Origin of the sequence: Candidatus Microthrix parvicella Bio17-1 (assembly GCF_000299415.1) — a bacterium.
In the GTDB taxonomy this organism is placed as follows: domain Bacteria; phylum Actinomycetota; class Acidimicrobiia; order Acidimicrobiales; family Microtrichaceae; genus Microthrix; species Microthrix parvicella.
Genome location: NZ_AMPG01000001.1, coordinates 1,512,244 through 1,538,009, shown reverse-complemented (window position 1 = coordinate 1,538,009; position 25,766 = coordinate 1,512,244). Strand labels below are relative to the sequence as shown.

22 protein-coding genes and 1 tRNA gene are annotated in these 25,766 nt (G+C 65.6%); 9 read left to right on the top strand and 14 right to left on the bottom strand.

The features are described 5' to 3' along the window. The first annotated feature begins 49 nt into the window (after positions 1 to 49). Positions 50 to 133, top strand: a tRNA-Leu gene (locus tag MPARV_RS0107395). A 49-nt stretch (positions 134 to 182) separates the two neighbouring features. Here the strand turns inward: MPARV_RS0107395 and meaB are convergent. Continuing rightward, positions 183 to 1,196, bottom strand: coding sequence for a methylmalonyl Co-A mutase-associated GTPase MeaB (meaB, locus tag MPARV_RS0107390; protein ID WP_020377788.1), 1,014 nt, complete (start codon positions 1,194 to 1,196; stop codon positions 183 to 185). 73 nt (positions 1,197 to 1,269) lie between these two features. Here meaB and MPARV_RS0107385 point away from each other — a divergent pair, with 73 nt between their 5' ends. Continuing rightward, positions 1,270 to 2,628, top strand: coding sequence for a hemolysin family protein (locus tag MPARV_RS0107385; RefSeq protein ID WP_020377787.1), 1,359 nt, complete (start codon positions 1,270 to 1,272; stop codon positions 2,626 to 2,628). Then, a complete protein-coding gene (locus MPARV_RS0107380) occupies positions 2,625 to 3,761 on the top strand; it encodes a hemolysin family protein (RefSeq protein ID WP_157789504.1) in 1,137 nt (378 codons plus the stop codon). The genes MPARV_RS0107385 and MPARV_RS0107380 overlap by 4 nt, the downstream gene beginning before the upstream one ends. Here the strand turns inward: MPARV_RS0107380 and MPARV_RS0107375 are convergent. From MPARV_RS0107375 to scpA, 5 genes are all read right to left on the bottom strand, one after another. Next, a complete protein-coding gene (locus MPARV_RS0107375; protein ID WP_020377785.1) occupies positions 3,758 to 4,657 on the bottom strand; it encodes a hypothetical protein in 900 nt (299 codons plus the stop codon). The genes MPARV_RS0107380 and MPARV_RS0107375 overlap by 4 nt on opposite strands. Positions 4,658 to 4,768: 111 nt before the next feature. Further along, positions 4,769 to 5,560, bottom strand: a complete 792-nt coding sequence (locus MPARV_RS0107370) for an SDR family oxidoreductase (RefSeq protein WP_020377784.1) — start codon at positions 5,558 to 5,560, stop codon at positions 4,769 to 4,771. 144 nt (positions 5,561 to 5,704) lie between these two features. Then, positions 5,705 to 6,292, bottom strand: a complete 588-nt coding sequence (locus MPARV_RS0107365) for a mismatch-specific DNA-glycosylase (RefSeq protein WP_031277607.1) — start codon at positions 6,290 to 6,292, stop codon at positions 5,705 to 5,707. A 69-nt stretch (positions 6,293 to 6,361) separates the two neighbouring features. Continuing rightward, entirely contained in the window at positions 6,362 to 6,985 is a 624-nt protein-coding gene (upp, locus tag MPARV_RS0107360; protein ID WP_031277605.1) for a uracil phosphoribosyltransferase, read from the bottom strand. Between the two features lie 41 nt (positions 6,986 to 7,026). Beyond that, positions 7,027 to 9,234 (bottom strand): methylmalonyl-CoA mutase, encoded by a 2,208-nt coding sequence (gene scpA, locus MPARV_RS0107355; RefSeq protein WP_012229973.1) that lies wholly within the window; start codon positions 9,232 to 9,234, stop codon positions 7,027 to 7,029. Positions 9,235 to 9,305: 71 nt separating this feature from the next. On the opposite strand from scpA, the gene MPARV_RS0107350 reads away from it, so the two are divergent. Further along, the gene (locus tag MPARV_RS0107350) at positions 9,306 to 9,806 is read left to right on the top strand and encodes a GNAT family N-acetyltransferase (protein WP_020377781.1); all 501 of its coding nucleotides are present in this window, start codon (positions 9,306 to 9,308) and stop codon (positions 9,804 to 9,806) included. 25 nt (positions 9,807 to 9,831) lie between these two features. On the opposite strand, the gene arfB is transcribed toward MPARV_RS0107350, so the two are convergent. Together arfB and MPARV_RS0107340 are read right to left on the bottom strand one after the other, a co-directional pair. Next, complete coding sequence (gene arfB, locus MPARV_RS0107345) at positions 9,832 to 10,275, bottom strand: alternative ribosome rescue aminoacyl-tRNA hydrolase ArfB (RefSeq protein WP_100221277.1); 444 nt, start codon at positions 10,273 to 10,275, stop codon at positions 9,832 to 9,834. A gap of 107 nt (positions 10,276 to 10,382) precedes the next feature. Beyond that, a complete protein-coding gene (locus MPARV_RS0107340) occupies positions 10,383 to 11,078 on the bottom strand; it encodes a hypothetical protein (protein ID WP_020377780.1) in 696 nt (231 codons plus the stop codon). A 122-nt stretch (positions 11,079 to 11,200) separates the two neighbouring features. Between MPARV_RS0107340 and MPARV_RS0107335 the strand changes: the two genes are divergently transcribed. Both MPARV_RS0107335 and MPARV_RS0107330 read left to right on the top strand, forming a co-directional pair. After that, positions 11,201 to 11,944, top strand: coding sequence for an SDR family oxidoreductase (locus MPARV_RS0107335; protein WP_157789503.1), 744 nt, complete (start codon positions 11,201 to 11,203; stop codon positions 11,942 to 11,944). Positions 11,945 to 12,051: 107 nt separating this feature from the next. After that, positions 12,052 to 13,335 carry a DEAD/DEAH box helicase gene (locus MPARV_RS0107330; RefSeq protein ID WP_051011902.1) on the top strand — a complete coding sequence of 428 codons (1,284 nt, stop codon included), beginning with the start codon at positions 12,052 to 12,054 and terminating at the stop codon, positions 13,333 to 13,335. 10 nt (positions 13,336 to 13,345) lie between these two features. Here MPARV_RS0107330 and MPARV_RS0107325 read toward each other — a convergent pair whose 3' ends face one another. The 3 genes from MPARV_RS0107325 to MPARV_RS0107315 all read right to left on the bottom strand — a co-directional run bounded on the left by MPARV_RS0107325 (position 13,346) and on the right by MPARV_RS0107315 (position 18,183). Then, entirely contained in the window at positions 13,346 to 15,541 is a 2,196-nt protein-coding gene (locus MPARV_RS0107325; RefSeq protein WP_020377777.1) for a YceI family protein, read from the bottom strand. Between the two features lie 102 nt (positions 15,542 to 15,643). Beyond that, positions 15,644 to 16,063, bottom strand: a complete 420-nt coding sequence (locus MPARV_RS0107320) for a cupredoxin domain-containing protein (protein ID WP_012231256.1) — start codon at positions 16,061 to 16,063, stop codon at positions 15,644 to 15,646. Then, complete coding sequence (locus MPARV_RS0107315; RefSeq protein WP_020377776.1) at positions 16,060 to 18,183, bottom strand: YceI family protein; 2,124 nt, start codon at positions 18,181 to 18,183, stop codon at positions 16,060 to 16,062. Before MPARV_RS0107315 ends, MPARV_RS0107320 begins: the two co-directional genes overlap by 4 nt. Before the next feature lie 158 nt (positions 18,184 to 18,341). Here MPARV_RS0107315 and dcd point away from each other — a divergent pair, with 158 nt between their 5' ends. Then, the gene (dcd, locus tag MPARV_RS0107310) at positions 18,342 to 18,911 is read left to right on the top strand and encodes a dCTP deaminase (protein ID WP_020377775.1); all 570 of its coding nucleotides are present in this window, start codon (positions 18,342 to 18,344) and stop codon (positions 18,909 to 18,911) included. 245 nt (positions 18,912 to 19,156) lie between these two features. Here the strand turns inward: dcd and MPARV_RS0107305 are convergent, their stop codons facing one another. Both MPARV_RS0107305 and MPARV_RS0107300 read right to left on the bottom strand, forming a co-directional pair. Next, positions 19,157 to 20,131: a hypothetical protein gene (locus tag MPARV_RS0107305; protein ID WP_020377774.1), complete on the bottom strand. Its 975-nt coding sequence runs from the start codon at positions 20,129 to 20,131 to the stop codon at positions 19,157 to 19,159. A gap of 87 nt (positions 20,132 to 20,218) precedes the next feature. Then, a complete protein-coding gene (locus MPARV_RS0107300) occupies positions 20,219 to 22,486 on the bottom strand; it encodes a (Fe-S)-binding protein (protein ID WP_012229680.1) in 2,268 nt (755 codons plus the stop codon). A 128-nt stretch (positions 22,487 to 22,614) separates the two neighbouring features. Here MPARV_RS0107300 and MPARV_RS0107295 point away from each other — a divergent pair, with 128 nt between their 5' ends. Beyond that, positions 22,615 to 23,040 (top strand): cyclic nucleotide-binding domain-containing protein, encoded by a 426-nt coding sequence (locus MPARV_RS0107295; protein WP_012229679.1) that lies wholly within the window; start codon positions 22,615 to 22,617, stop codon positions 23,038 to 23,040. A gap of 13 nt (positions 23,041 to 23,053) precedes the next feature. Here MPARV_RS0107295 and MPARV_RS0107290 read toward each other — a convergent pair whose 3' ends face one another. Beyond that, positions 23,054 to 24,358 carry an epoxide hydrolase family protein gene (locus MPARV_RS0107290; protein ID WP_020377773.1) on the bottom strand — a complete coding sequence of 435 codons (1,305 nt, stop codon included), beginning with the start codon at positions 24,356 to 24,358 and terminating at the stop codon, positions 23,054 to 23,056. Positions 24,359 to 24,471: 113 nt separating this feature from the next. On the opposite strand from MPARV_RS0107290, the gene MPARV_RS0107280 reads away from it, so the two are divergent. Beyond that, entirely contained in the window at positions 24,472 to 25,758 is a 1,287-nt protein-coding gene (locus MPARV_RS0107280; protein WP_012229674.1) for a cytochrome P450, read from the top strand. The last annotated feature ends 8 nt before the right edge of the window (positions 25,759 to 25,766 follow it).

Here is a 25,766-nt window from a genome sequence, read left to right as displayed (position 1 = left end):
GGGTGTGCACAGCGCCCGTCAAACCTCTACGCTGTGCGACGCAAGCCACGCGCGAGTGGCGGAATTGGCAGACGCGCTGGATTCAGGTTCCAGTGTCCGAAAGGACGTGAGGGTTCAAGTCCCTCCTCGCGCACTACTCAGATCGAGTCGGCAGCAGGTCCCAGCGACGACGGCCACCTGCGTCATCGGACGGGGTGGCCCGCTCGGTCGTCTCTGCCGGTGTAGCGATCCCAGACCGCGGCGGCGGCCACCGGCGCCGGTTCGGTGCCATTGCGCACCCGCTGCTCTGCCTCGATCAGCGCGTCGGCCACCGCCTGACTGCCCCGGAGGTCGGCGCGCATGTGGTCCTCCAACAGGGCCCACAACCACCGGACCTGCTGGTTGCGTCGGCGCTCATCCCACTCGCCGGACGCCGTCATCCGTTGGCGATGCTCGGCCATCTGTGCCCAGAGGTCGTCCAGGCCGGCGTTGGTGAGGGCCGATGTGCTCAGCACCGGAGGCGACCAGTTGGGGCTGGCAGGCACCAACAAGTGAAGCGCTCGTTTGAGGTCGGCGACCGCCAGGTTGGCCCGCTGAACATTGTCGCCGTCGGCTTTGTTGACCGCCACCAGGTCGGCAAGCTCCAGAATGCCCTTCTTGATGCCCTGCAGCTCATCGCCGGCGCCGGGCAGCATGAGGACGCAGAACATGTCCACCATGTCGGCCACCATGGTCTCGGACTGGCCGACGCCCACGGTTTCCACCAGCACCACGTCGTACCCGGCGGCTTCGCAGACCAGCATCGTTTCCCGGGTCATGCTGGTGACCCCGCCCAGCGTGGAGCCGGTGGGCGATGGTCGCACGAACGCCTGCGGGTCGACCGCCAGGCGTGCCATGCGTGTCTTGTCACCCAGGATCGATCCGCCGGTGCGCGAACTGGAGGGATCGACCGCCAACACGGCGACCCGGTTGCCGGCGGCGGTCAGGTTGACTCCCAGCTTGTCGATAAACGTGCTCTTACCCACGCCCGGCACGCCGGTGATGCCGATTCGATGCGCCCCGCCGGTGTAGGGCATCAACCGGGCCAGTACCTCGCGTGCCACCGTGCGGTGTTCGGGACGGCTGCTTTCGATCAGGGTGATCGTGCGGCCGAGTACCGCCCGGTCGCCAGACCTGGTGCCCTGTACGTAGCGCTCGACGTCCCACACCGCAGCCATCGGTCGCCCAACCTAGTTGCCGCCGAGACCGTGCCCCGCGGCAACTAGGCTTCCGCAGGCGTTCGCGCACCCCATGACGACCTTCCTCGGCCTGCTCGCCATCTTCGCTCTCATCGCGGCCAACGCATGGTTTGTCGCAGCCGAGTTCGGCTACGTGGCGGTACGTCGCCACCGGCTGGAGGAGGCCGCCGCCGACGGTGACCAGGCTTCGGGCCGGGCAATATCGGTGTTGAGTCGGTTGGGGTTCATGTTGTCTGGTGCGCAGTTCGGCATCACGGTGACATCCCTGGTGTTGGGGTTCATCACCGAGCCGGTTTTCGAGGCTTTGTTCCGCCCGCTGTTCGAAGCCATCGGTGTCACCGGGGCGATCCGCACAGCCAGTTCCACCGCGTTGGCCTTCCTGGTGGCGGTGGTGGCCCAGATGGTCCTGGGCGAGCTCGCCCCCAAGAACTACGCCATTGCGAAACCCGAACAGGTGGCCCGGCGCCAGGCTCGCGGCCTCGCCATCTACATGCGGCTTTTTGGGCCGGTCGTTCGCCTGTTCGACGGTTCCGCAAATGCGCTCCTGGCGCGCTTCGGCCTGCATGCTGTCGATGAGATCGATGCCACCGTCACCATCGAGGATCTCGACTACATCGTCGAGGCGGCGGCGGAGCAGGGCAGTCTCTCGGCGGGCCAGGCGAGGTTGCTTGGGCGGGTGCTGGAGTTTCGCAACCTCACCGCCGACCAGGTGATGGTGCCCCGTCGCAAGGTCGATACCCTGCCGGACACGGCCACCGGCGCCGATCTCATGGCCGCTGCCGCCATGGCCCACACGCGGTTTCCGGTGGTGCACCGCAGCGCCGACGGCATCGACGAGGTGCGCGGGTTGGTCAGCTTGAAGCAGTTGATCGAGGTGCGCCCCGAGAAGCGTCGAAGTGCCCGTGTCGTCGACCTGATGACCGTGCATCCGGTGGAGGCGGTGGAGTCGACCTCGGCCAAGGATGTGCTGGAGCAGTTCCGTCGGCGGGGCCAGGAGTTGGCGGTGGTGATCGACGAGTACGGCGACCTGGCGGGCATCGTCACGCTGGAAGACCTGGTGGAGCGGCTCCTGGGGCCGATCGAGGATGAGTACGACGCGCCCGACGATGGTCCCGAGTTGGGCGTGGCCACCGCGGACGGATGGCGGATACGTGGCTCGGCGCTGGTGGCCGACGTGATCCGGGACTTCGATCTGCCGCTGCCCGAGGGCCCGTATGACACCGTCAGTGGGTTGGTGATGACCGAGTTGGGCACGGTGCCCGCCGTCGGGGACGTGGTCGACCTTGAGGTCGATGATGGATCCGTTGCGATCGAGGTGGAGGCGATGGATCACCGCGCGGTCGAGTGGGTGTCGGCCTGGTGGAGTGGTGCGGGGTCAACTTCGACGGGCGTGCCGGAGGGCGGCTCGTGAGCGCGCCACTGGCACTTGGCCTGTCGTTGCTTCTGCTGGTGGCCAACGGCGGCTTCGTCGCCGCCGAGTTCGCCGTGCTCACCGCCCGACGTTCGCGCCTGGAGCAGTTGGCCGTCGACGGCGATGGCCGGGCGGCTGCCGCCATTCGGGCGTCCAAAGAGCTGTCGCTCATGCTGGCAGGTGCCCAGTTGGGTATCACCATGTGCTCGCTGGGCCTTGGTGGATTGGCCGAACCGGCGATGTCCCACCTCATCGAGTCGGCGCTTCGGGGGGTGGTCACGTTGCCTTCGGGTGTGGTGCACGCCATTGGCTTCACCGTCGGGCTGTCGATCGTGGTCTTCCTCCACATGGTTCTTGGTGAGATGGCGCCCAAGAGCGTGGCCATTTCAGCACCCGAGCGCTCGGTGTTGCTGCTCGCTCGTCCGTTCGTCTTCTTCGTGTCGTTGTTTCGACCGCTGATCGTTGTGCTCAATTGGTTGTCCAACGCGTTGATTCGGCTGACCGGCACACAGCCCCGTGACGATGCGGCCGCCTACAGTGCCGCCGACCTTGGTCTGCTCATCCGTCAGTCGGGCGCAGGCGCAAGCGGTGTGGGTATCCATCCGGCCGATCAGGAACTGTTGTCACGCGGGCTGCAACTCAACGCCACCCCGGTTTCGGCGGTGATGACACAGCGAAACGACATCGTCGAAGTGAGCGACCACGACGCGGCCGACGCGATTGAGGAGACCTCCCGTCGCAGCGAACGCAGCCGCCTCGTCGTGACCCGGGGCGCCGACTTGGACGATGTTGCCGGCATGGTGTTGGTTCGCGACGTGCTGTTGTTGGGCTCCCAGGACCGGGTCGAGAAGACAGCGGGTGACCTCGTGCGGGGCGTGTCCTCCGTCTCGCCCGACGACCTGGTGGAGGACGTCCTGGTGGGCATGCAACGAGACCGCGTCCACCTGGCGCTGGTGGTGAGCCGCGGCGGGTTGACGCTGGGCCTGGTCACGCTGCGGGATCTGATCGAGGAGGTGGTCGGTGACGTGGCGGAGCCACCCGTGCGGGTGAAGGTTCAGGGACGCCTGCGCAGCGTGCGCCACAACACACGTCGCCGCACCCCCACCCTGCCGGCGCGTGGCGAGCGGCGCTAGCGGCCGGGCCGGGCGCTGAACGAACCAAGGCTCCCCTGAACCGACCACAGGGGCTCGTAGCTCAACGATGCCGGGCCTCGGTAGCGGAACACGTCCGTCGACACCCGATTGCCGTGGTCCTCCGCCCACTTCAACCCTGCGTGGTGGAACGCCAAGCGCAGCTCCTCGTGGTCCGGCATCCTCGGCATCACCAGCAGATGGTGCGCGGTAGGCGCCATCACCGCCACGTCGGGGGGACAGAACAGGTCGGGAATGGCCAACGAAAGGTCAAGCGCATGGCCGGTCACCGCCAGGCCGTCGCCTTCCACGACCGCAAACGCACAACCCTCACGAGCGCTGATCTCGTAGGTCACCGGCACCTGTTCGGCCCGGTTGATTTCGGCGGTTGCCCAGACCTCCTCGATCGAAACCGGCCACCTGCCGGCGTGTTCCTCACTGATCGAACCCATCGCCTTGTCCAACACGATCCCGAGCCCGATGTACGAGGTGGGGCCCAACGGCTTGGCCAACATCTGCCAGCCCTTGTCGTCGCTTTGCCCGCCGAAGATGCGCACCCGCAGCCGGTCCTTCACCTGGTCCCAGTCGGAGAGCATCTCGTCCAGTGCCTTGCCCCCGATCTGGTCCAGGGTCGAGATCATGTCGTACGCCAGCAGTCGCCACTTGCTTGGGGCCGTGTGTTGGGCGACCTCGGCCATCGTGGTCAAGCCAAACATCGGGCCACCATGGGGCACGGTCAGCGACCCGAGCCACGGATCGACCATCGGTGCCTCGTAGCGGTGGGTCACGATGTCGGTCACGATCTTCAGCAGATCGCCGGCCCGCTCCACGGTCTTGAGGGGCCTCGCCCAAGGGGGCAGCACCTCCAGGTTGAACCCCTCGCCTGCGGTTGAGCCCATGTTGTTGCCTCCGTCGTTGACCGAACGATTCGGTCTCGGGGGCGAACCTAGGAATGGGCTGCGATGATCGCCACGGGTCGCGCAGCCCGTTGTGGACGAGCGGACACGGTCCTACCAATACAGGTTGAGCGTGCTTCGCATCACGTCTTCGAATTCGCTGTCGTCCATCGCCGATCGTGCACCAAGCACCAGATGTGCGTCGTCGCCCACCGGCACTCGCAGTGGCGTCTCGCCGTTTTCGATGGCGTCGACGATGGCCGTCGCCACCGGCTCCGGGCCGGGCCGGCCGGCCGGGTTCAGCGAATCCGACCCGGATGACCACTGCTCGGCCAGCGCCTCGTACTCCGTGCCGTCCACCAGCTCGTTCGAGCCTTTGGCGGCCATTGGCGTATCGAAGTAGCCGGGCTGCATGATCACCAAACGGATACCGAAATGTCCCAACTCGAAGTGGGCCGACTCGCTGTAGCTCTCGATGGCCGCCTTGGATGCCGAGTAGATGCCACCCAGTGGCGTGCCCACGCGGCCCTGCACCGACGACATGTTGACGATTACGCCTGAGCCCTGCTCCCGCATGGCCGGGGCGACGGCGCAGGTCATGCGAAACGTGCCCCAAAAGTTGGTGTCCATGATCCAGCGGGCAACGTCCTCAGGGTAGGCCTCCACCGGGCCGTGACGGTCCACCCCGGCGTTGTTCACCAAGGCGTCCACGGTTCCTGCCTCGGCCATGGCGCTGTCGATTGAGGCCTGATCGGTGACGTCCAAGACCAGCCGTTGCGCAACGTCGAGGTCTGTCAGCGTTGTGATGTCCCGGGCGGTGGCCACCACCTCGTGACCCCGGCGGGTGGCCTCGATGGAGGTGGCTCGGCCAAAGCCGGTGGAACAGCCGGTGATGAGGATGCGCATGTCGCCCAGCCTGCCACCCGCCCGGCCCAGGTGCTCAGGGGGTGCCGGGGACCGGCTCTGCCGAGAGGGCTTGTGCCCGAGCAGGCCTGAGTCGATCCATTGGCACCGGCCGATGACGACGCTGTCGCCAACGTCGTAGATGGTTCAGTGCAGGTCGCCCGTCGGGTGCAGTCCCATGCCGGCGGCAATTGCCGGCGCCCGATAGGCCGCTGCCAGGGAGGTGACGGTTTCGTGGGCGTTGAGCCCGCTGGGGTTGGGCACCACCCACAGTTCGATTCCCTCGAAGGTCTCGTCCTGGAGTCCTGTGGTGGCCTTCGGGCGGGCGAACGCATCCCGGTAGGCGGTGATGCCGGCCACCGCCACCACGGCCGGTTGGTGCAGGGCAACGCATGCTCGAAGTCGTTCACCACCGGCTCGAAGCTCGTCGCGCGTCAGCTCCGAGGCCTTGGCGGTTGCGCGATGGACCACGTTGGTGATGCCCAGGCCTCGGCCGAGGAGGTAGTCACGGTCGGCATCGGACATGCCGTCGGAGCGGTCGACGTCCCGCTCGATGATGCCCGCCTTCAGCAGCGCAGGATAGAAGCGGTTGCTGGGTGAGGCGAAGTGGGTCCGCGCAGCCGCGCTCCAGAGTCCGGGGTTGATCCCCACGAACAGCAGCTTGAGGTCCGGCCCGATCATGTCGGGCACCAGTGCGTCGCGAAAGTGCTCCAGTTCGGCCCGAGTGAACCCCACGGTCATGTCCTCCCAGGTGGTTGTGAGCATGAGATGTGTCCACATTGGGCACTTTTGCTGCTCACAACGTCAGGCGAGGCCGTACAGACGATCGCCGGCATCGCCGAGCCCCGGCACGATGAAGGCATCATCGTTCAAGTGGTCGTCGATCGATGCCAGAACCAGGGCGTCCACCGCACCGGTGCGTCGCAGCGTGGCGACGCCGGCCGGCGCGGCCAGAACACACACGGCGGTGACCTTGCCGGGATTGCTGTCACCGATCAACTCGGCAGCGTGAGCGAGCGAGCCGCCGGTGGCCAACATGGGGTCCAGCACCAGCACATCTCGGCCGTCCAGATCGCCGGGCAACGAGTTCAGGTACGGCTCGGGGATCAGCGTGTCGTCGTTGCGGGCCACTCCCACGAACGCGGTCGGTGCGTCCGGTAGGTGGGTCAGCGCCCCGGCCAGCATGCCCAGACCTGCTCGCAACACGGGAATCACGTAGGGCGGCGCGTCGATGCGCACCCCAGCCGTGTCGGTCAGCGGCGTCGTCACGGTGATGTCCTGGGTGGACAACTCCCGGGTGGCGTCGTAGATCAGCATGATGGCGAGCGCGTTCATGGCCGCCCGAAATCCGGCGGCCTCAGTGGATTCGTCCCGCAGCACGGTCAGGGCCGCCTGGGCCAGGGGATGGTCCACAACGGTCAGATGCATGGGCCCATCATGGCCCATCGAATCGGTGACCACGCCGATGCTCAGGTGTGCTGCGATTCCATCAGTTGGTCGAGCAGGCCGCCTGCCGCCTCGGCGATCACGGTGCCGGGCGGGAAGATTGCCGCTGCGCCGGCTTTGCGCAGTGTCTCGAAGTCTTGAGGTGGAATGACGCCTCCAACGACGATCATGATGTCGTCACGGCCTGCCGCCGCCAGTGCGTCGCGCAGCTCGGGTACCAGCGACAGGTGTCCGGCGGCCAGCGAAGAGGCGCCCACGATGTGTACGTCGGCCTCCACCGCCTGGGCGGCCGCCTCGGTGGGAGTCTGGAACAACGGGCCGATGTCCACATCGAAGCCCAGGTCGGCGAAGGCCGAGGCGATCACTTTTTGGCCCCGGTCGTGGCCGTCCTGGCCCATCTTGGCCAGGAGGATGCGTGGCCGTCGACCCTCGACCTCGGCGAAGCGGTCCACTTGTTCGCGGACCAGGTTGACCTGTGTTGCGTTCTCGCCCATCTCGCTGCGGTACACCCCTGAAATCGTTTTGATCTGTGCCTGATGGCGACCATAGGCCTTCTCCAGAGCATCGGAGATCTCGCCCAGCGACGCCATGGCGCGGGCGGCATCGATGCCCAGGGCCAACAGGTTGCCCTCGCCGGTGTCGGCCGCTTTGGTCAGCGCATCCAGCGCTGCGGTGGTCGTCGGTTCATCGCGCTCCTCGCGGAGGCGACGGAGTTGTGCGATCTGTCCGGCTCGCACCGCGGCATTGTCCACCACCCGTACCTCGAGGGGATCCTCCACTTCGGGACGATAGGCGTTCACGCCGATCAACGGCTGACGTCCGCTGTCGATGCGGGCCTGGGTGCGGGCGGCCGCCTCCTCGATCCGCAGCTTGGGGATTCCCGCCTCGATAGCGGCCGCCATGCCGCCCAGTTCCTCCACCTCGGCGATGTGGGCGAGTGCCTTGCGGGCCAGCGCTGCGGTGAGCGACTCGAGGTGGTGGCTGCCGCCCCACGGGTCGATCACGTCGCAGGTGCCCGACTCCTGTTGGAGGAACAGTTGGGTGTTGCGGGCGATGCGGGCCGAGAAGTCGGTGGGCAGCGCCAGGGCCTCGTCGAGCGCGTTGGTGTGCAGGCTCTGAGTCTGTCCCTGGGTGGCGGCCATCGCCTCCAGGCAGGTGCGCATCACGTTGTTGAACGGATCCTGGGCGGTGAGTGACCAGCCCGAGGTCTGGCTGTGGGTGCGCAGCGACAGCGACTTGGGGTTCTTGGGGTTGAAGTGTCGCTTCATCAATCCGGCCCACAACAGTCGGGCGGCCCGCATCTTGGCCACCTCCATGTAGGTGTTCATGCCGATGGCCCAGAAGAAGCTGAGGCGGGGGGCGAACGTGTCGACGTCCATGCCGGCTTCGATGCCGGCCTGTACGTACTCGATGCCGTCGGCCAGCGTGTAGGCCAATTCCAGGTCGGCCGTCGCCCCCGCCTCCTGCATGTGGTAGCCGGAGATCGAGATCGAGTTGTACTTCGGCATGTGCTGCGAGGCGAACGAGAAGATGTCCGAGATGATCCGCATCGAGGGCTTGGGCGGATAGATGTAGGTGTTGCGCACCATGAACTCTTTGAGAATGTCGTTCTGGATCGTGCCGGCCAGCTTGTCGGGCGAGACGCCCTGCTCCTCGGCGGCGACCACGTACAGCGCCAGCACCGGCAGCACGGCGCCGTTCATCGTCATCGACACCGACATTTTGTCCAGCGGGATGCCGTCGAACAACGTGCGCATGTCGTAGATCGAATCGATCGCCACGCCGGCCATGCCCACGTCGCCCGATACCCGTGGGTTGTCGGAGTCGTACCCCCGATGGGTTGCCAGGTCGAAGGCCACCGACAGGCCCTTCTGGCCCTGGGCCAGGTTGCGACGATAGAAGGCGTTGGAGTCCTCGGCGGTGGAGAATCCGGCGTACTGCCGGATCGTCCACGGCTGTTGGGTGTACATCGTGGGGTACGGGCCGCGCACGTAGGGGGCGATACCGGGCAGGCCGTCGAGGAAGCCCAGGTCGGTGGTGTCGGCGGCGGTCGACAACACAGCCACGTCGATGCCCTCGGGCGTGGCGACGCTGAGGTCTCCGGGTTCGTCGCCCGCAATGGCAGCGGCCTCGGCCCGCCAGCGCTCGGCGGCGCCGTCAGCGGCAGTGGCGGCTGGGATCGCTGCGGGGGGTGGGCCGATGGTGGTGTAGTCCGGGAGAACGCTCACCACCTCAGGCTACCGGAGCCTTGGGTGGGATCGGTCTGTTGAGAGGATGGCGATGGCCCTGAGAGAATCGGTGCGTGGACCTCACCGAGCCGACGCTGACCATCGAGGCGGTTGGTCCCAAGCAGTGGGATCGGGTGCGGGCGCTGCGCCTGGCGAGTTTGAGGGAGGACCCGCAGTCGTTCTTCAAGCTGCTTTCGGAGGAGATCGGCCTGACCGAGGACGAATGGAGGGCCCGGCTGGCCTCGGTGAACACCTGGGTGGCGGTGCTCGACGGGGTCGACGTGGGCGTGGTGACCTCCAGCCCGGACCGCGAGAACCCAACCGCTGCGCACCTGTCCGGCCTGTGGGTCGCCCCGGCGGGTCGGCGCCGTCGGACAGCGGTCGCCTTGAGTGGTGCGGTGGTCGAGCGAGCCGGGAGCGAAGGATTCCGCCGGGTGGTGTTGTGGGTGGCGAGTGCCAATCACGGCGCCGACGCCCTCTACGCCGGCCTTGGGTTCACCCGCACGGGTCGCACCGACACGTTCAAGCCGCCGCGTGACCTCTACACCGAATGGGAGCTCGAATTGTTGTTGTAGCAGGGCGGCAACCGTCGGCGTGGTGTCAGTCTGCGGCCGGGCGGCGACGGTTGGCCTTCTTCTCGCTCTGTTGGCGTTTGGCCTCCAGGCGTCGCCGCTGGGAGCCGCGGGTGGGGCGGGTGGCCCGGCGCGGCGCCTTGGGCGGAGCGAGCGCCGCCCTGATCCGACCGGCCAGCTGCGAACGGGCCTCCACCCGGTTCTTCCACTGTGATCGGTGACGGTCGACGATCACCCGGGCCTCGTCACCGAATTGCTGGGTGAGCCGTGAGCGCTGCCGGTCGTCGAGCACGGCCGAGTTGGCGATGTCGAAGCGCACATCAACGCGGGTGTCGGACGTGTTGGCGTGCTGTCCGCCGGGGCCGCCGGATCGTGTGAACTGCCAGCTCAACTCGCCCTCGGGGATGGTGAGACGCTCGGTGACCTGCAAGCCCCGTTCGCTGGGGATCGGTTTGTGTGAGCCGCCTGCCATGGCTCCAGTGTCGCCCATCGGACCCTGACGAGGGAGACGTGTATCGGCGATGGCATCCGGCGGTCCACACCCCGGCGCCGATGGTGGTCACTGGCAGGGCAGCGTGATCAGCCTTCCTGAATCCACCCGGTGATGGTGGACGGAGCGGTCGAGGTGCCGCCAAAGTAGAAGCCGGAGGCCCATTTTGAACCGGTGGTTGACGTGGAGGGGCACTGGCGTGGCAGTTCGGCGCTGACGTTGACCGACCGACCGGGCAGCGTGCCCTCGACCGAGAAGAGGTACTTGGAGTTGTTGGGGCCACCGATGCGAACCGAGTAGGTCAGGGGGTGTTCGCCGTCCACCTCGGCCTCGCTGAGGCTGAGGAGCGGTGCGGACGGGTAGAGGTGAGTGCCGTTGTTGTTGGCGTACTGCACCACCTCAAGACGCTTCGGGTTGGTATCCAACCTCCAGCGCCAGCCAAACATCGCACCGTTCTTGCTCAGGTCGATGTCCCCGCAGTCCGAGAAGCCGGGCAGCTTGTTGTAGTCGAACTGGTCGCTGGGCTGGGTGGGATCGGTGATGACGTACTTGGCGGAGGAGTCGAAGAAGAACTTGAACGTCCGCGACGACACACTGGTGAGACCAGCGATGGGGCTGGTGCCACCGTTGGCGTCGACCGTGGCCGAGTGCGCTCCTGGGGCGATGGAATACTTGGCCCAACCGGTGTGTGGCCCGGCTGCGGCGGCGCACGAGGCGGCAACGAGCACCACTGCAAGCACGGCGGCGGCTTTGGCCGTCGCTGATCGAATCGAACGTGTGGTCATGGAGATCCCCCGGGGTTGCGTTGCGCCTTGAGATGTTAAGGCGGCTCGGTGTTGCAGGTAAGTGGGATGCCAACCATCGTTGAGAGGCGATCTCGCAGGCTGTCATGTCCTACCCTGCGCTCATGGACGGGGCACCGAAGTCGTTGGATGGTCGCCGGGTAATCGTGACCGGCGGTTCATCCGGTATCGGCGAGGCGATTGCACGCTCGTGTGTGGAGGCGGGTGCATCGGTTGGTCTGCTGGCCAGACGGGTCGAGCCGCTCGCCGCGCTCGCAGACGAACTTGGCGCGGCCTGGCGCAGCGCCGATGTGGCCGACCTGGCGGCGGCCACAACGGCGGTCCAGGAGTTGGCGGAAGCACTGGGCGGGGTGGACGGCCTGATCAACAATGCCGGTCGCATGGACCTGGGGTCGCCCACGGCCACCAACCCCGAGGTGTGGCGGGCCGCCTTTGAGGTGAACGTCATGGGTCTGCTCGCCACCACCCATGCGGCCGTTCCTTACCTCCGCCGGAGCGCACACCCCAACCTCATCAACATGTCGTCGATGTCCGGTCGCCGGGTGGCGAGCGTGGACGGTGGCGTCTACGCATCCACCAAGTTCGCCGTCCACGCGCTGGGCGATGCGCTGCGGATGGAGTTGCAACCCGACGGCATTGCGGTCACCACCGTGTCGCCGGGGTTCGTGCGGACCAACCTGGCCGACGATGCCGACGATGAACATCGCCGTCAGTGGCAACACAGCGTGGCCGAGCGTGGCATCGACCCCGAGGTGATCGGCGAGGTGGTGCGCCACCTGCTGACGCTTCCGACCGGGGTCTGCCCGGTGGAGTACGCCCTGACCGCAACGGCCCAACTTCCGGGGTAAGTGTCATCGGGCTCACTCGGCTGAGCACCGACAAGGTTCGCGTTAGGCTGGTCGTTCTTCGCTCGTGCCCATCTCGGGGTTTGGGCACAACAGGAAAGTCCCCCTCAATGAATACCCCCGTTCCTTCGTTCCGCGCGCTTGGCGTGCCCGACGACCTGTCCGCCGTGCTTGAACGCGCCGGCATCGTCTTCCCGTTTGACATCCAGGTCGCTGCCATCCCCGACGCTCTCGCCGGCCGTGACGTGCTGGCTCGTGCCCCAACCGGCTCTGGTAAGACGCTGGCCTTCGGCCTGCCACTGGTCGCCCAGGTGGGGCGCGGCACCACGCGCAAGCCGCGCGCCCTGGTGCTGTCTCCCACCCGTGAGTTGGCCGAACAGATCCGTCGCGAGCTTGAGCCGCTGGCGGCGGCCAGGGGCCGCAACGTGCTGGCCGTCTACGGCGGCGTCGGCATGAATCCACAACGCTCGGCGCTGAACCGGGGCGTCGACGTCCTCGTCGCATGTCCAGGACGGTTGACCGACCTGATCGAGCAGGGCTGTGTCAGCCTCGGTGACGTCGACCAGGTGGTGATCGATGAGGCCGACCGCATGGCCGACATGGGCTTTCTGCCCACGGTCCGCAAGCTGTTGGACATGACGGCCAAGCGCCGCCAGACTCAGCTGTACTCGGCGACACTCGATAACGACGTGAAGGTACTGGTCGACCGCTATCAGCATCAGCCGGTGCGCCACGAGGTTGGGGAAACCGAACCCGACCTTTCCACCGTGAGCCATCGCTTCATCGAAGCCGACCGCCCTCAGAAGCTGGCGCTTTCCGCTGATCTCATCGATGACGCAGGCCCGACGGTGGTGTTCTGCCGCACGCGCCACGGCGCCGACCGGGTGGCGAAGCAACTCAAGCGCGTGGGCATCAAAGCGGCGCCGATCCATGGTGGGCGTTCCCAGGGGCAGCGCACCCGGGCATTGGAAGCGTTCGCCGACGGCAAGGTGGCGGCGCTGGTGGCCACCGACGTTGCCGCGCGTGGGATCCACGTCGACGGCGTGGCCTGCGTGTTGCACTTCGATCTGCCGCCCGACCCCAAGGATTACGTGCACCGCTCCGGTCGCACCGCCCGGGCGGGCGCCGAGGGCCAGGTGGTCTCGCTCGTGCAGCCGGATCAGCGCAAAGACCTCCGCAAACTGCAGCGTGAGGTTGGCCTGCCCCAGGCCGACAGCGAGGTGGCCTTCGTGCCGAGCGTGCGCGCACAGGTGCCAGTGCACGAGCCGTCTCGGCCGAAGGGTGGGGGTGGCAACAAGCGTCGAAACCCTCGCAACTCCGGCGGCGGTTCGAGCCGAGGGAACTCGGGTTCGGGCAGCGGTCGCGCCCGCTCAGGAAGCTCGGGCCGCCGATAGCCTGGGCGACCTAGTCGGCGGCCTCGGGCGAGTCGGCCTCCAGGGTGATCGGATCGATCAGTCCCGGCTCGATCTCGGGACCATCAGGTGGCTGTTCCGTCCCGGTCCAATGCTGTTCACGCGTGGTCAGCGCCGAGTAGCACATCTCGTCCTCGGTGCCCTCGGCCCACGAAACCCAACGGGGCTCGGTTTGTGGGTTGATCAGGTCTCGGTCCCACGAGCATTCCGCCCGCACGATGTCGCCGGGTTTGATCACCACCTCGTCGGCAGGTTCGTAGTTGAGTTGCCAGTTGAAGTCCCAGCGGTCGATGTCGAGCAGGATCTTCTCGTCCGGCGTGTCCGGGTTGAGGGTGAGGCGAAAGCCCACCCCCAACTCGTGCATGTGTCCGAACACCGACACGACCTGCCCGGTCCCCAGGGCCCAGTGATCACACGATGAGTACGACATGCCGTCCTCATCGACGTTGGCGTTCATCTCGGGCGTGCCGCCGCACATGCCGTTGAGGCCGTCGGCGATCACTGGTGCTGACGATCCGTAACGATCTGCGAGGTCGTCCATCATGGCGTCCCGGCCACATAACGGGCCTTTCTCGTCGGGTCGGCAGGGGATCTCGGCGGGTGCGAGGTACTGGGTGACCGCGATGTCGTCGTAGTCGTCGACCGGATCCTTCCCGAACCGCAGGGCCAGTTCGGAGTGGTCGGGTGGTGCCGCGTGCACAAAGTGGTAGTGCACCTGCACCACGAAGAAGTCGCCCTGGTTCAAGCGCATACCCGACCCGTCGGGGAAGGTGCCGCTGCTCTGTCCCGGTGCCCATGCGGCCACCAGGTCGGTTCCGCCGCCCATGCCGCTGGGGCTGGGGACCACCTCATCGGCGCCCACGCCGCCGAAACATCCGTAGCCGGTGCCAGGGTCGGCCTTGTCTCGCGCATCGACGGTGGGGCGTAGGTCGGCCGCCATACGGAAGATCAGTGCGTGGTGGACGAACTCGTTCTTGTCGGGCACGAACTCGTAGCCCGTCAGTGACGTGTCGGTCTTGAGCTCGGGGTCCATGACCAGGCAGCGGTAGTCGTTGGTCAGCTTGGTGGAGCCTTGGTACGGGGCATCGGCCTGCAACGTGACGTCGGGGTCGATTCTGTTGATCACCTTGCCCTTGGGTTTGATGGGGGTGGTTTTGGGGGTGTCGAGTTGGGCGCCGGCTTTGGCCCAGTCTTCGATGGTGGTGATTTGGGTGGTGGTGAGGCGTGGGTCGTGTTGGAGGGGGATGCCTTTGTTGGTGGCGAGGAAGGGGGGCATGTAGCCGGATTTGGTGATGAGTGCGAGGCCGTCGGCGATTCGGACGGCGTCTGATGCGTTGGTGAGTTCCCAGAAGGGTGCGCCTGCTTCGCCGGTTTGGTGGCATGAGGCGCAGCTGGTTTCGAGGATGGGTTTGACCTGTTTGGCGAAGGAGGGTGAGGTGTTGGTGGGTTTGGGGGGTTGGGGTGTTGGTTCGGCGGCGACGCGGTCGGTGTCTTCGAAGTCGGCGGCGTTGATGGCGGTGAGGTTGAAGGTGAGTTTGGCGTTGTCGCCTGATTGGGCGAAGCCGACCATGTTGATGGGGCCGATGTTGAATTCGGAGAGGGAGATGGTGGTGGTGGCGTTGATGGTGAGGGTGTTGTTGTTGAGGGTGCCGGTGGCTTTGAGGGTGGCGGGTTTGGTGGTTTCTTTGACGGTGAGGTTGCCGGTGATGGTGAAGGGGTAGGGGGTGTTTTGGCTGATTTTGGTGGGGAGGCCGTCGAGTTTGGTGGGGGAGAAGGTGGCGGTTTGGTAGTCGTTGGATTCGAGGTAGTCGTGGCGGAGGCGTTCGTCGCGGAGTTGTTGGTCGGAGGTGAGTTGTTGGACGTTGATGACGATGTCGCCGACGCGTGAGGTGGTGGGGTTGTTGGTGTTGAGGGCGATGTCACCGGCGATGCCGCGGGTGGTTCCGGTGGCGGTGTGGGTGGTGCCGGCGAGTTTTTCGTCGACGTTGTAGGTGATTTTGGATTTGGTGGCGTCGATTCGGTACAGGGTTTCGTCGGGTTTGGCGGTGAGGGTGGGGGCGTCGGGGACACCGAAGTAGACGACGGTGGTTTGGAGGCCGAACATTTGGTTGTAGACGAACGCGCCGACGCCGGCGCAGACCAGTACCAGCACACCCAACCCCGCCAACACCGGATGCTGTGCCGTCATCCCGCGGACCCGACCAACCATGGACTGTGCTCATTTCGGTCGGCGGACGGGCGATTGAGGCTACCGGAGGCATGCCGGCCCGGCAGGCCACCCGGCGCTGTCTCAGGTGACGTCGATACGCACTGAGCCCCGGGGGTGCACGGTGCACGCGCCATCAAACACCCCGGGACTGGGAAACTCGTAGGTAACGGTCTGACCCGCAGGTACCTGGGTGACGCTCACGAAGTGGTCGGCGACGTCATGGTTCACCACGGTCAGCGTGTCGCCGGCCTTGAGGCTGAGTTCTCGGGGGATGATCTCGATCAGTTCGCCATTGTCGAGACGCGCCGCAGTGCCCTTCGGGATGACGTAGCGGTGGTCGGCGGCGCCTCCGGTGAGGGCGAACCAGGCACCACCAACGGCCACCATGATGGCGAGCCCGACGAGGGCAAGGCCCACGTTGCGCCCGCTCCGACCGGCACGCGGGCCGTTGGTTGACTCGGACGACTCCACCGAGGACGTCTGCTCGGGCTGGTTGTTCACTCTCGGGGCTTGACGGTGGCGACCGTGGAGAAACACATCTCGTCTTCGGTGCCCTCGGACCAGGTGACCCATCGAGGTTCCGCCTGGGGGTTGATCAGGTTGCGGTCCCAGGAGCACTCCACCTTGATGACGTCGTCCTTGGTCAGGGTGATGTCTTCCTTGGGTACATAGCTGAACTGCCAGTTGAAGTCCCAGCGGTCGATGTCGAGCAGGATCTTCTCATCCGGCGTGTCGGGATTGAGGGTCATGCGGAACGTGCGACCCAACTCGTGCATGTGCCCGTTGACCGACAAGAGCTTGCCGGGGGAGGAAACCTGGTGCTCGCAACCGGTGGTCGAGATGCCGTTGGCGTCGACGTTGGCGGTCTCCTCCGGGGTCGAACCGCATATGGCGTTGAGTCCATCGGCGATGATGGGCGCAGCCGGGCCGAACTCCTCACCCAGCGCCTTGACGGCCGCTTCACGGGTGCACAACGGGCCTTTCTCGTCGGGCATGCAGGGGATCTCGGCGGGTGCGAGGTACTGGCTGACCTGTACGTCGTCGTAGTCCGCGGCATCGCCTTCGCCAACCTGCAGCACCAGTTCGCTCTGGTCCGGTGGTGCAGCGTGCACGTAGTGGTAGTGGATCTGGGTGACGAAGAAGTCGCCGGGTTCCAGCTTCAGCCCCGTGTTGTCCGGATAGCGGCCAGGCAGACCTCCGGGCGCCCATCCGGCCACCAGGGAGGAACCACGTGATCGTCCCGACGGGCTCAGCCCACCGCCGCCTGCGCCCACGCCGCCGAAGCACTCGTAGCCGGTGCCGGGGTCCGCGGCGTCGCGTTCATCGATGCCTTTCCGGCGATCGGCAGACATGCGATACACGAGCGCGTGGTGGACGAACTCGTTCTTGTCGGGCACGAACTCGTAGCCCGTCACGACGGTTGGCTTGGTGACCTGGGGGTCCATGACCAGGCAGCGGTAGTCGTTGGTTTTGGACGTTGAGCCCTGGTAGGGGGCCTCCGCCGTCAGGGTCTTGTCGGCCCTCGGGTGGAGCGCCACGTCGTCGGGCGCCTTGATGGGGGTGGTTTTGGGGGTGTCGAGTTGGGCGCCGGCTTTGGCCCAGTCTTCGATGGTGGTGATTTGGGTGGTGGTGAGGCGTGGGTCGTGTTGGAGGGGGATGCCTTTGTTGGTGGCGAGGAAGGGGGGCATGTAGCCGGATTTGGTGATGAGTGCGAGGCCGTCGGCGATTCGGACGGCGTCTGATGCGTTGGTGAGTTCCCAGAAGGGTGCGCCTGCTTCGCCGGTTTGGTGGCATGAGGCGCAGCTGGTTTCGAGGATGGGTTTGACCTGTTTGGCGAAGGAGGGTGAGGTGTTGGTGGGTTTGGGGGGTTGGGGTGTTGGTTCGGCGGCGACGCGGTCGGTGTCTTCGAAGTCGGCGGCGTTGATGGCGGTGAGGTTGAAGGTGAGTTTGGCGTTGTCGCCTGATTGGGCGAAGCCGACCATGTTGATGGGGCCGATGTTGAATTCGGAGAGGGAGATGGTGGTGGTGGCGTTGATGGTGAGGGTGTTGTTGTTGAGGGTGCCGGTGGCTTTGAGGGTGGCGGGTTTGGTGGTTTCTTTGACGGTGAGGTTGCCGGTGATGGTGAAGGGGTAGGGGGTGTTTTGGCTGATTTTGGTGGGGAGGCCGTCGAGTTTGGTGGGGGAGAAGGTGGCGGTTTGGTAGTCGTTGGATTCGAGGTAGTCGTGGCGGAGGCGTTCGTCGCGGAGTTGTTGGTCGGAGGTGAGTTGTTGGACGTTGATGACGATGTCGCCGACGCGTGAGGTGGTGGGGTTGTTGGTGTTGAGGGCGATGTCACCGGCGATGCCGCGGGTGGTTCCGGTGGCGGTGTGGGTGGTGCCGGCGAGTTTTTCGTCGACGTTGTAGGTGATTTTGGATTTGGTGGCGTCGATTCGGTACAGGGTTTCGTCGGGTTTGGCGGTGAGGGTGGGGGCGTCGGGGACACCGAAGTAGACGACGGTGGTTTGGAGGCCGAACATTTGGTTGTAGACGAACGCGCCGACGCCGGCGCAGACCAGTACCAGCACACCCAACCCCGCCAACACCGGGTGGGCGCCCACGGCGCCCTTCACCTTGTTTGTCATACCTGTCGATCCCCCTCTGTGAAAGCCGGCCGTTCGCAGAAGCGATGGGCAGACCCGACCATGTAACCGGCGAGGATACTCCATCGCCGAAACGCTGCGACAGCACAACGCCGGCCCTGCCGGCGCCTCGTTGAGGGCTCGGCACTAGCTTCGACAGCGTGATCCTTGCCGATGCCTCTATCCGTGCACTCATCGATTCGGGTGCGTTGGTGTTCGACCCCTACGACCCCGATCTGGTGCAGCCCGCATCGGTCGACGTCCGTCTGGGACGGCAGTTTCGGGTGATGCGCAATACCCGCCTCACCCACATCGATCCCATCACGGTGGACGATGCGCTGATGGAGTCACTCGAGGTGCCCGACGGCGAGCCCTTTGTGCTGCACCCTGGTGAGTTCGCCCTGGGCCACACCGCTGAAACCCTGGGGCTTCCCGACAACATCGTGGGGGTGGTGAACGGCAAGTCCAGCCTTGGCCGGCTCGGTGTTCAGGTGCATGCCACAGCGGGCTTTGTCGACCCGGGCTTTCACGGCGTCATCGTGTTGGAGTTGTCCAACGTGTCGACGCTGCCGATCTTGCTGCGCCCTGGCATGAAGGTGGCCCAGATGGTGTTCCAGCACCTCGATCGTTCTGCGGAGCGCCCCTACGGGCACCCCGGCCTTGGTTCCAAATACCAGGGTCAGCAGGGCGCGGTCGCCTCGCGTTATGCGGCCAATTACCCCGACGCCTGAGCTCTGGGCCGCTGAGGCTCAGCGGGAGATGACCAGCGGGTCTCTTTGATGTTGGTGTCGCAGTACCCGCGCATCAGGAGGGTGGTCTGCTGCCCGTCTCAACGTTGCTGATGAACGTTGAGACGGGGGCGCTGGATACGTGATCACCCTGGTGGTTGCAGGAGGGCGGGCTGACAGCGGCCCGCACGATGAGCCCTCCACCGGAACGACGGGCTGAGGCTCGGTCGATCAGCGTGAGGCCCGAGCTACAGCCGGTACCAGCTATAGCCGTAGCAGGAGTTGCGGTACCACGGTCGGTAGTCGCCGCCCACACCGACACTGAGACAGTGCGCCGCTGCCGCTTGATTGAGCCTGCCGCCCCAGTCGCGAATCGAGTTGGAACGCAACACCTGAAAGGACCAGCTCTTGGAGATCCCGGCGACCACCTGGGCATCGTCCAGCTTACGCCAGTAGCCGCCGTAGTTGGTCCAGGTGCGATTCGAGACATCGAAGCACCACACGCCCTTTTTGGCCGATAGGCCGCACTTGAGGTCGATGTCGAAGTCGGCGTTGACCGGTTGGGTGATCTTGCCGCCGCCCCAACGCCAGCGGGCCGACTCGACGTAGTAGAACGCCCCCGCTCGGGAGGTGCCATACACCTGCCCGTCCCAGTCGACGCCGACCTGGCCGAGCTTGCCACCCAGCGAGGTCCATCCGTCGAACCCGTAGTCGCAGATCTTGGCCTGGAAGACGCCGCCGGCTGGGCCGAGCGCAGCCAGATGCACGCAGTCCTCGTTGTTTGCCGGAGCGCTCCGCACCGACACAACCTTGCCGCCGATGCTGCGCCACTTGGAATCCCACGAACAGTACGTCTCGCCGCACGAGCCTTTGCGGTACCAGGTGTCGCCGTTGGCGCGTCGGCCGGTTACGAGGACGGTGCCGTAGTAGTCAAGTTGATTGATCAGCATCGCCTTGAACCCGGTGCCCAGCGTGGTCCAGCCATGCCTGGAACACGTGGTGTCCTCGGTGCAGTCGACGGGTTCCACCTTGATGGTGCCGGTGTTGGACAGCGTGGCCACCACGTAGTCGTCTTCGCCGTGGTGGGCGACGTCGATGTCGGCCAGATCACCTTTGGTGGCGGCGCCAGAGGTGCTCGGTAACAGCGCCAACGTCGAACAGATCATCATCAAAACGCCGGCAAGCCGGGTGAATCGGTGAGTGGATGTGATGGAACGCTGCATGGTGCCCCCCGGTGAAGCCAATGGTTCAACAAACCATCGCACGCGAGATCCCGACTATGCAAGCGCCATCTTCGAATAGGCGACGCTCTACACCGGGTTGGTCACCGCGCTGAGGGGCAGGCCTACCGGGGTCTCGGCCTCTTCGAGGGCCTCGAGCAGGTGCAGCGCGATGTCGCCCACCTTGACGGCGTCCTCATCGACGCCCTCGCCCTTGACGCCGTCGTCGATCATGACGTAGCAGAACGGGCAGGCGGTGGCGATGCGGGTGGCGCCGGTGGCCAGTAGTTCCTGGCTGCGTTCCACGTTGATCTGCTTGCCGGTGTGCTCCTCCATCCACATGCGGGCGCCACCGGCGCCACAGCACATGCCGTCGGTGCCGTTGCGGGGCGCCTCCACCACCTCGACGCCGCCGATGGAGGCGATGATGTTGCGTGGTGCCATGTAGATGTCGTTGTGGCGGCCCAGGTAGCAGCTGTCGTGGTAGACGATCCGCTCGGCGAAGTTGGTGCCCGACATGTCGATCGAGCCCTCGTCGATGAGGCGCTCGAGCAGCTCGGTGTGATGGATCACCTCGTAGTGGCCACCCAACTGCGGGTACTCGTTGGAGATGGTGTTGAAGCAATGGGGGCACTGGGCAATGATCTTCTTCACGCCCATCGAGTCGAGCGTCTCGATGTTCTGCATCGCCAGCATCTGGAAGATGTACTCGTTGCCGGAACGGCGGGCCGGGTCGCCGGTGCACTGCTCGGACGGGCCCAGAATGGCGAAGCTGACCTCGGCACGCTGCAACAGCTTGGCCACCGCCTGGGTGACCTTCTGGTTCTTGTCGTCGAAACTGCCGGCGCAGCCGACCCAGTACAGGTATTCAGCCTCGAGCGGATCGCCGCCTTCGAGGATCTTGATGCCGTCGACCTTGTCGGCCCACTTGGCCCGGTCGCTCTGGGGCATCGCCCAAGGATTGCCCTGGTTTTCCATGCCCTGGTAGGCGGAGCCGAGTTCGGTGGGAAAGTTGGACTCCATCAGCGTGAGGTAGCGGCGCATGTCGAGGATCTTGTCGAGGATCTCGATGTTGACCGGGCAGATCTCGTCGCACGCCTTGCACGACGTGCAGGCCCACACCTCCTCGGGCGTGATGCGCTCGAACAGGCTGTTGGCGCCGATGGTGATCTCGCCGTCGAGCGCGATGGGTGGGCTGACCTGTGGGTCGCCGGTGGCGGCCATGACCTCACCGGTTTTCAGCACGATCTCGCGTGGGTCCAGCGGCTTACCGGTGCCCGAGGCGGGACACACCGAGGTGCAGCGGCCGCACATGGTGCAGGCGTCGGTGTCGAGCAACTGCTTCCAGGTGAAGTCCTCCACCACCGAGGCGCCGAACGTCTCCAGTTCGGTCTCCATCAGGTTGGGCATGGCCTTCATGGCGCCCTTGGGGCGGTCCCGATCCTTCAGATACATGTTGATCGGCGAGGTGAACATGTGGCGCAGCATGGTGGTTGGCAGCACCACCAGGAAGGCGATGAACGAGAGGATGTGCACGATCCACCAGGTGCGGTGCCACCACTCGAGCCCACCCATGCCCTTCAGAGCGTGAGCCAGGGGGTAGCCGATGAAGGCCAGGTTGTCGCCCTCGGGCATGCCCTCAAGAGCGATGCGGAAACCCTCGGCGATGAACCCGGTGACCCCGATGGCCAGCAGCACGCCGAGCCCGATGGCGTGGTCGGCCTTGGTCTTGATGCGGATGCGGTAGGGCTTCTGCACGTAGCGCCTGACGACGGCCCAGATCAGACCAACCACGAAGAACACGCCGGCGAGATCGGCGATGAAGGCATAGGCCCGGTACACGTCGCCGTGCAGAAACTTGAGGGCCACCGGCAGCTGCAGGTTGATCTCGCCGATGGTGGTGATGGCGAGCAGCACCAAGAACGAGAAGTAGATGAAGCTGTGCATGACGCCGGCGGCCGGGTCGCGCAGCAGGGTCTGCATGTACAGGCCCGAGCGCATGTTCTCCAAGCGCTTCTTGACGTTCTTGGGCTTGGTGCGACGATCGTCGGGCCCACCGCGTTCCCAGTTGCGCACCCGATTGGAGAAGTTGAAGGCGCCATACAGGATGGCGCCGACCACCAGCACGTAGAACGACAGGCGCAGCCAGCCCGGGATGTTGTTGAACATCAGCCGGGAGATCGGCTGCTCCTCGGCATACGTTTCGGCCCAGTGCTCGGCCCACAACTGCTCGGCCACATAGGACGCAGCGGTGATGGCCGCAAAGCCACCGCCGATGACGAGCGCGATTTGGTAGGGACGGAACCGGCGCTTGGCGCCGGTGTCGGTCTCGCTGGGAGTCTCGGTGGAGGTCGCCATAACGGCTCCAATCTACTGCCAAAGGTGCGACACGGGGAACTTTTGGGCGGCACCGACCGCCTCGATGTCCTACCTTTGCAACGTGCCCGCCGCTGGGAGCGGCCGGCGAAACCGTGGGGGGAACACCGATGGACGCCTACTTGGAACGCCTTGGAGCGTTGTCCATGTTTGCCGAGTGCAGCACCAAGGAACTGCGCGACGTGGCCCGAATCGTCGACGAACTCAACGTCGAGGAGGGGCGGGTGCTCATGTCACAGGGGGACGCGGGCCAGGAGGCGTTCGTGATCGAGGAGGGCACCGCCGACGTGGTGCGCAACGGTGAACTGCTGGCCACCGTCGGCCCCGGCCAGTACGTGGGCGAACTGGCGTTGATCGATGCCGGCCCTCGCTCGGCCACCGTGACGGCCACCAGCCCGATGCGACTGCTGGTGATCGGCACACGCGAATTCTCCACGCTGTTGGATGAGGTGCCCGGCCTGGCCCGGCGCGTGCTGGTCAGCACCACCCGAAGGTTGCGGGCTGCGAACGAGGGCGCTCACCAACCCATTCACTGAGACGCGTGGTTGTTCAGCGAACGGTTTGGGCGAAGGCCCGGATATCGTCGATCAGCAGGTCGGGTTCTTCGAGGGCGGCAAAGTGCCCGCCCCGGTCGTAGCGGGTATAGCGCTGGAGGTTGTAGCCGGCCTCCACCCACGAACGGGGCGGCTTGGTGATCTCGGCCGGAAACTGGGCGACGGCGGTTGGCACCTCGACCTTGGCGTCGTGGGTGGCGAAGCGGCCGGTTTTCATCGTCTCGTAGTAGATCCGGGTTGAACTGCCGATGGTGCCCGTGACCCAGTAGGTGGTGAGGTTGTCGAGGATCGCCTGTTGTCCAACGGCGTCGAACAGGTCGCCGTCATGGTCGGTCCAAGCCCAGAACTTCTCGAGGATCCATCCGGCCAGACCGGCGGGGGAGTCGTTCAGGCCGTAGGCCAGGGTCTGCGGGTTCTTGCCTTGGATCTCCTGGTAGGCGCAACCATTGGCCAGGAAGTCGCCCATGGCGGTCAGATCGACAGCCTCAGCGTCGGTGATCTCGCCGTCGCCAGGAAAGCCGACCGCCATATTGAGGTGAACGCCGGCCACGTGTTCGGGGTCGACCAGGCCCAGCCAGGTCGAGACGAAGCTGCCCCAATCGCCTCCCTGGGCGATATACCGATCGAAACCAAGGCCTGCCATCAGCTCTGCCCAGGCTTCGGCCACCCGCTTCACATCCCATCCTGGTTCGGGGGTGGGACCCGAGAAGCCGAACCCGGGCAGGGAGGGCACCACGACATGGAAGGCATCAGCGACGTCGCCTCCGTGGGCGGCGGGGTTGCGCAGCGGCTCGATGACGTCGAGGAACTCGGTGATCGAGCCGGGCCACCCGTGGGTGAGGAGCAACGGCATGGCGTCAGGTTCGGGCGAGCGGGCGACGATGACGTGGATGGGCGTGCCGTTGACCTCGGTGCGGTACTGCGGCCAGGCGTTGAGCCGCGCCTCGGTGGCCCGCCAGTCGTAGGTATCACGCCAGGCACGGCACAAACTCTGAAGGACGGAGCGGTTGGTGCCGTATGCCCAGCCGGCGTCGGGCAGCTCGTCGGGCCAGCGGGTGTGGCCGAGACGGAGGCGCAGGTCATCCAAGACCTCGTCCGGGACGTTGATTGAGGTGGCCTCGAATCCGTTGGGGACCGGACCCGGTGCCGTGTGTACCGCCTGAAGCGGCGCAATCCAGTCGTTGTTGGTTGCCGTCATGGTCCCCCCTCGCGTTGCCCTGCGGTCCGATCTTGTCGCGTCCGGCAGTGGGGCGACGAACTGGAGCGGGTGGGTGCTGTGACCGATGGCGCGCACCTCCATGTGTCCGTTGAACGACGAATGTTCTATGGTGCAAAAAACGAGAACCGGTTCTCGTTTCTGTGCATGAAGCGCCACAAAGGCGTGGCGCAGCAACCCATGCTGGGGGAATCAACGTGACCAAGCGAGTGCAGCCCGATTTCGTCGACGTGCTGGACCTGGACCAATACGTCCGAGGCGACCACCATGCCATGTTCCGACGAATGCGGGAGGAGGCCCCGGTCTCCTGGCATGAGGACCCCAACTCGCGCGCACCCGGGTTCTGGAATGTGGTTCGGCACGGTGATCTGACGCATGTGAACCGCGACACCACCTTGTTCTCCTCACAGATGGAGGGCTCGCTGATGCACGATCAGCCACAACCGTCGGGGTTCGACAGCCGCGGCAGCCTGCTGATCGACACCGACCCTCCGCTGCACACCCGGTACCGCCGACTGATCAACAAGGGCTTCACCCCCCGCATGGTCGGCCTGTTGGAGCAGTACCTGCAGCACCGTGCCGAGATCATCGTCGACAACGTGATCGAGAAGGGGGAATGCGACTTTGTGACCGAACTGGCCATGGAGCTGCCGCTGCAGGCGATCGCCGAGATCATGGGCGTACCCCAAGGCGACCGACGCCTGCTCTTCGACTGGACCAACACGATGATCGGGGCCCAGGACCCGGAATACACCGCCGACGGCGAGGTCTCCGACATGCCGGAGGCCACCGCAGCGGCCACCGAGCTGTACATCTACTCCGAGCAGTTGCGAGAGCAGCGTCGCAACGACCCCAAGGACGACATCGTCACCAAGCTGCTGAACGCCGAGATCGAGGGCGACAAGCTCTCGGACGACGAGTTCGGCATGTTCATGTTGCTGCTGTCCGTCGCCGGCAACGAGACCACCCGCAACGCAACCAGCCACGGCATGCACGGGCTGTCGAGCACGCCCGGGCAATGGGACCTGCTGAAAAGCAACCTGCCGGAGTTGATCCCCAACGCGCTGGACGAGATGGTTCGCTGGGGCTCACCTGTGCTGCACTTTCGTCGTCAGAGCTCAGCACCCACCGAGCTTGGCGGGGTCGAGATCGACGCTGACGAAAAGATCGTCATGTGGCACGTGTCGGCCAACCGGGATGAGACGGTGTTCGAGGATCCTGACACCTTCAACATCGAGCGCCATAACGCCCACGACCAGATCGGCTTCGGCGGTGGCGGCGCCCACTATTGCCTGGGCGCCAACCTGGCCAAGGCCGAGCTGCGGATCATCTTCACCGAAATCGCCACCCGTATGCCTGATATCAAGGTGGTCGGTGAGCCCGAGCGTCTACGCAGCAACTTCATTCAGGGCATCAAGCACATGCCGGTGACCTTCACCCCGGGCAAGCGCAAGCACCCGGTGGAGCAACTGGCTCAGACCTAGCCCTAGCC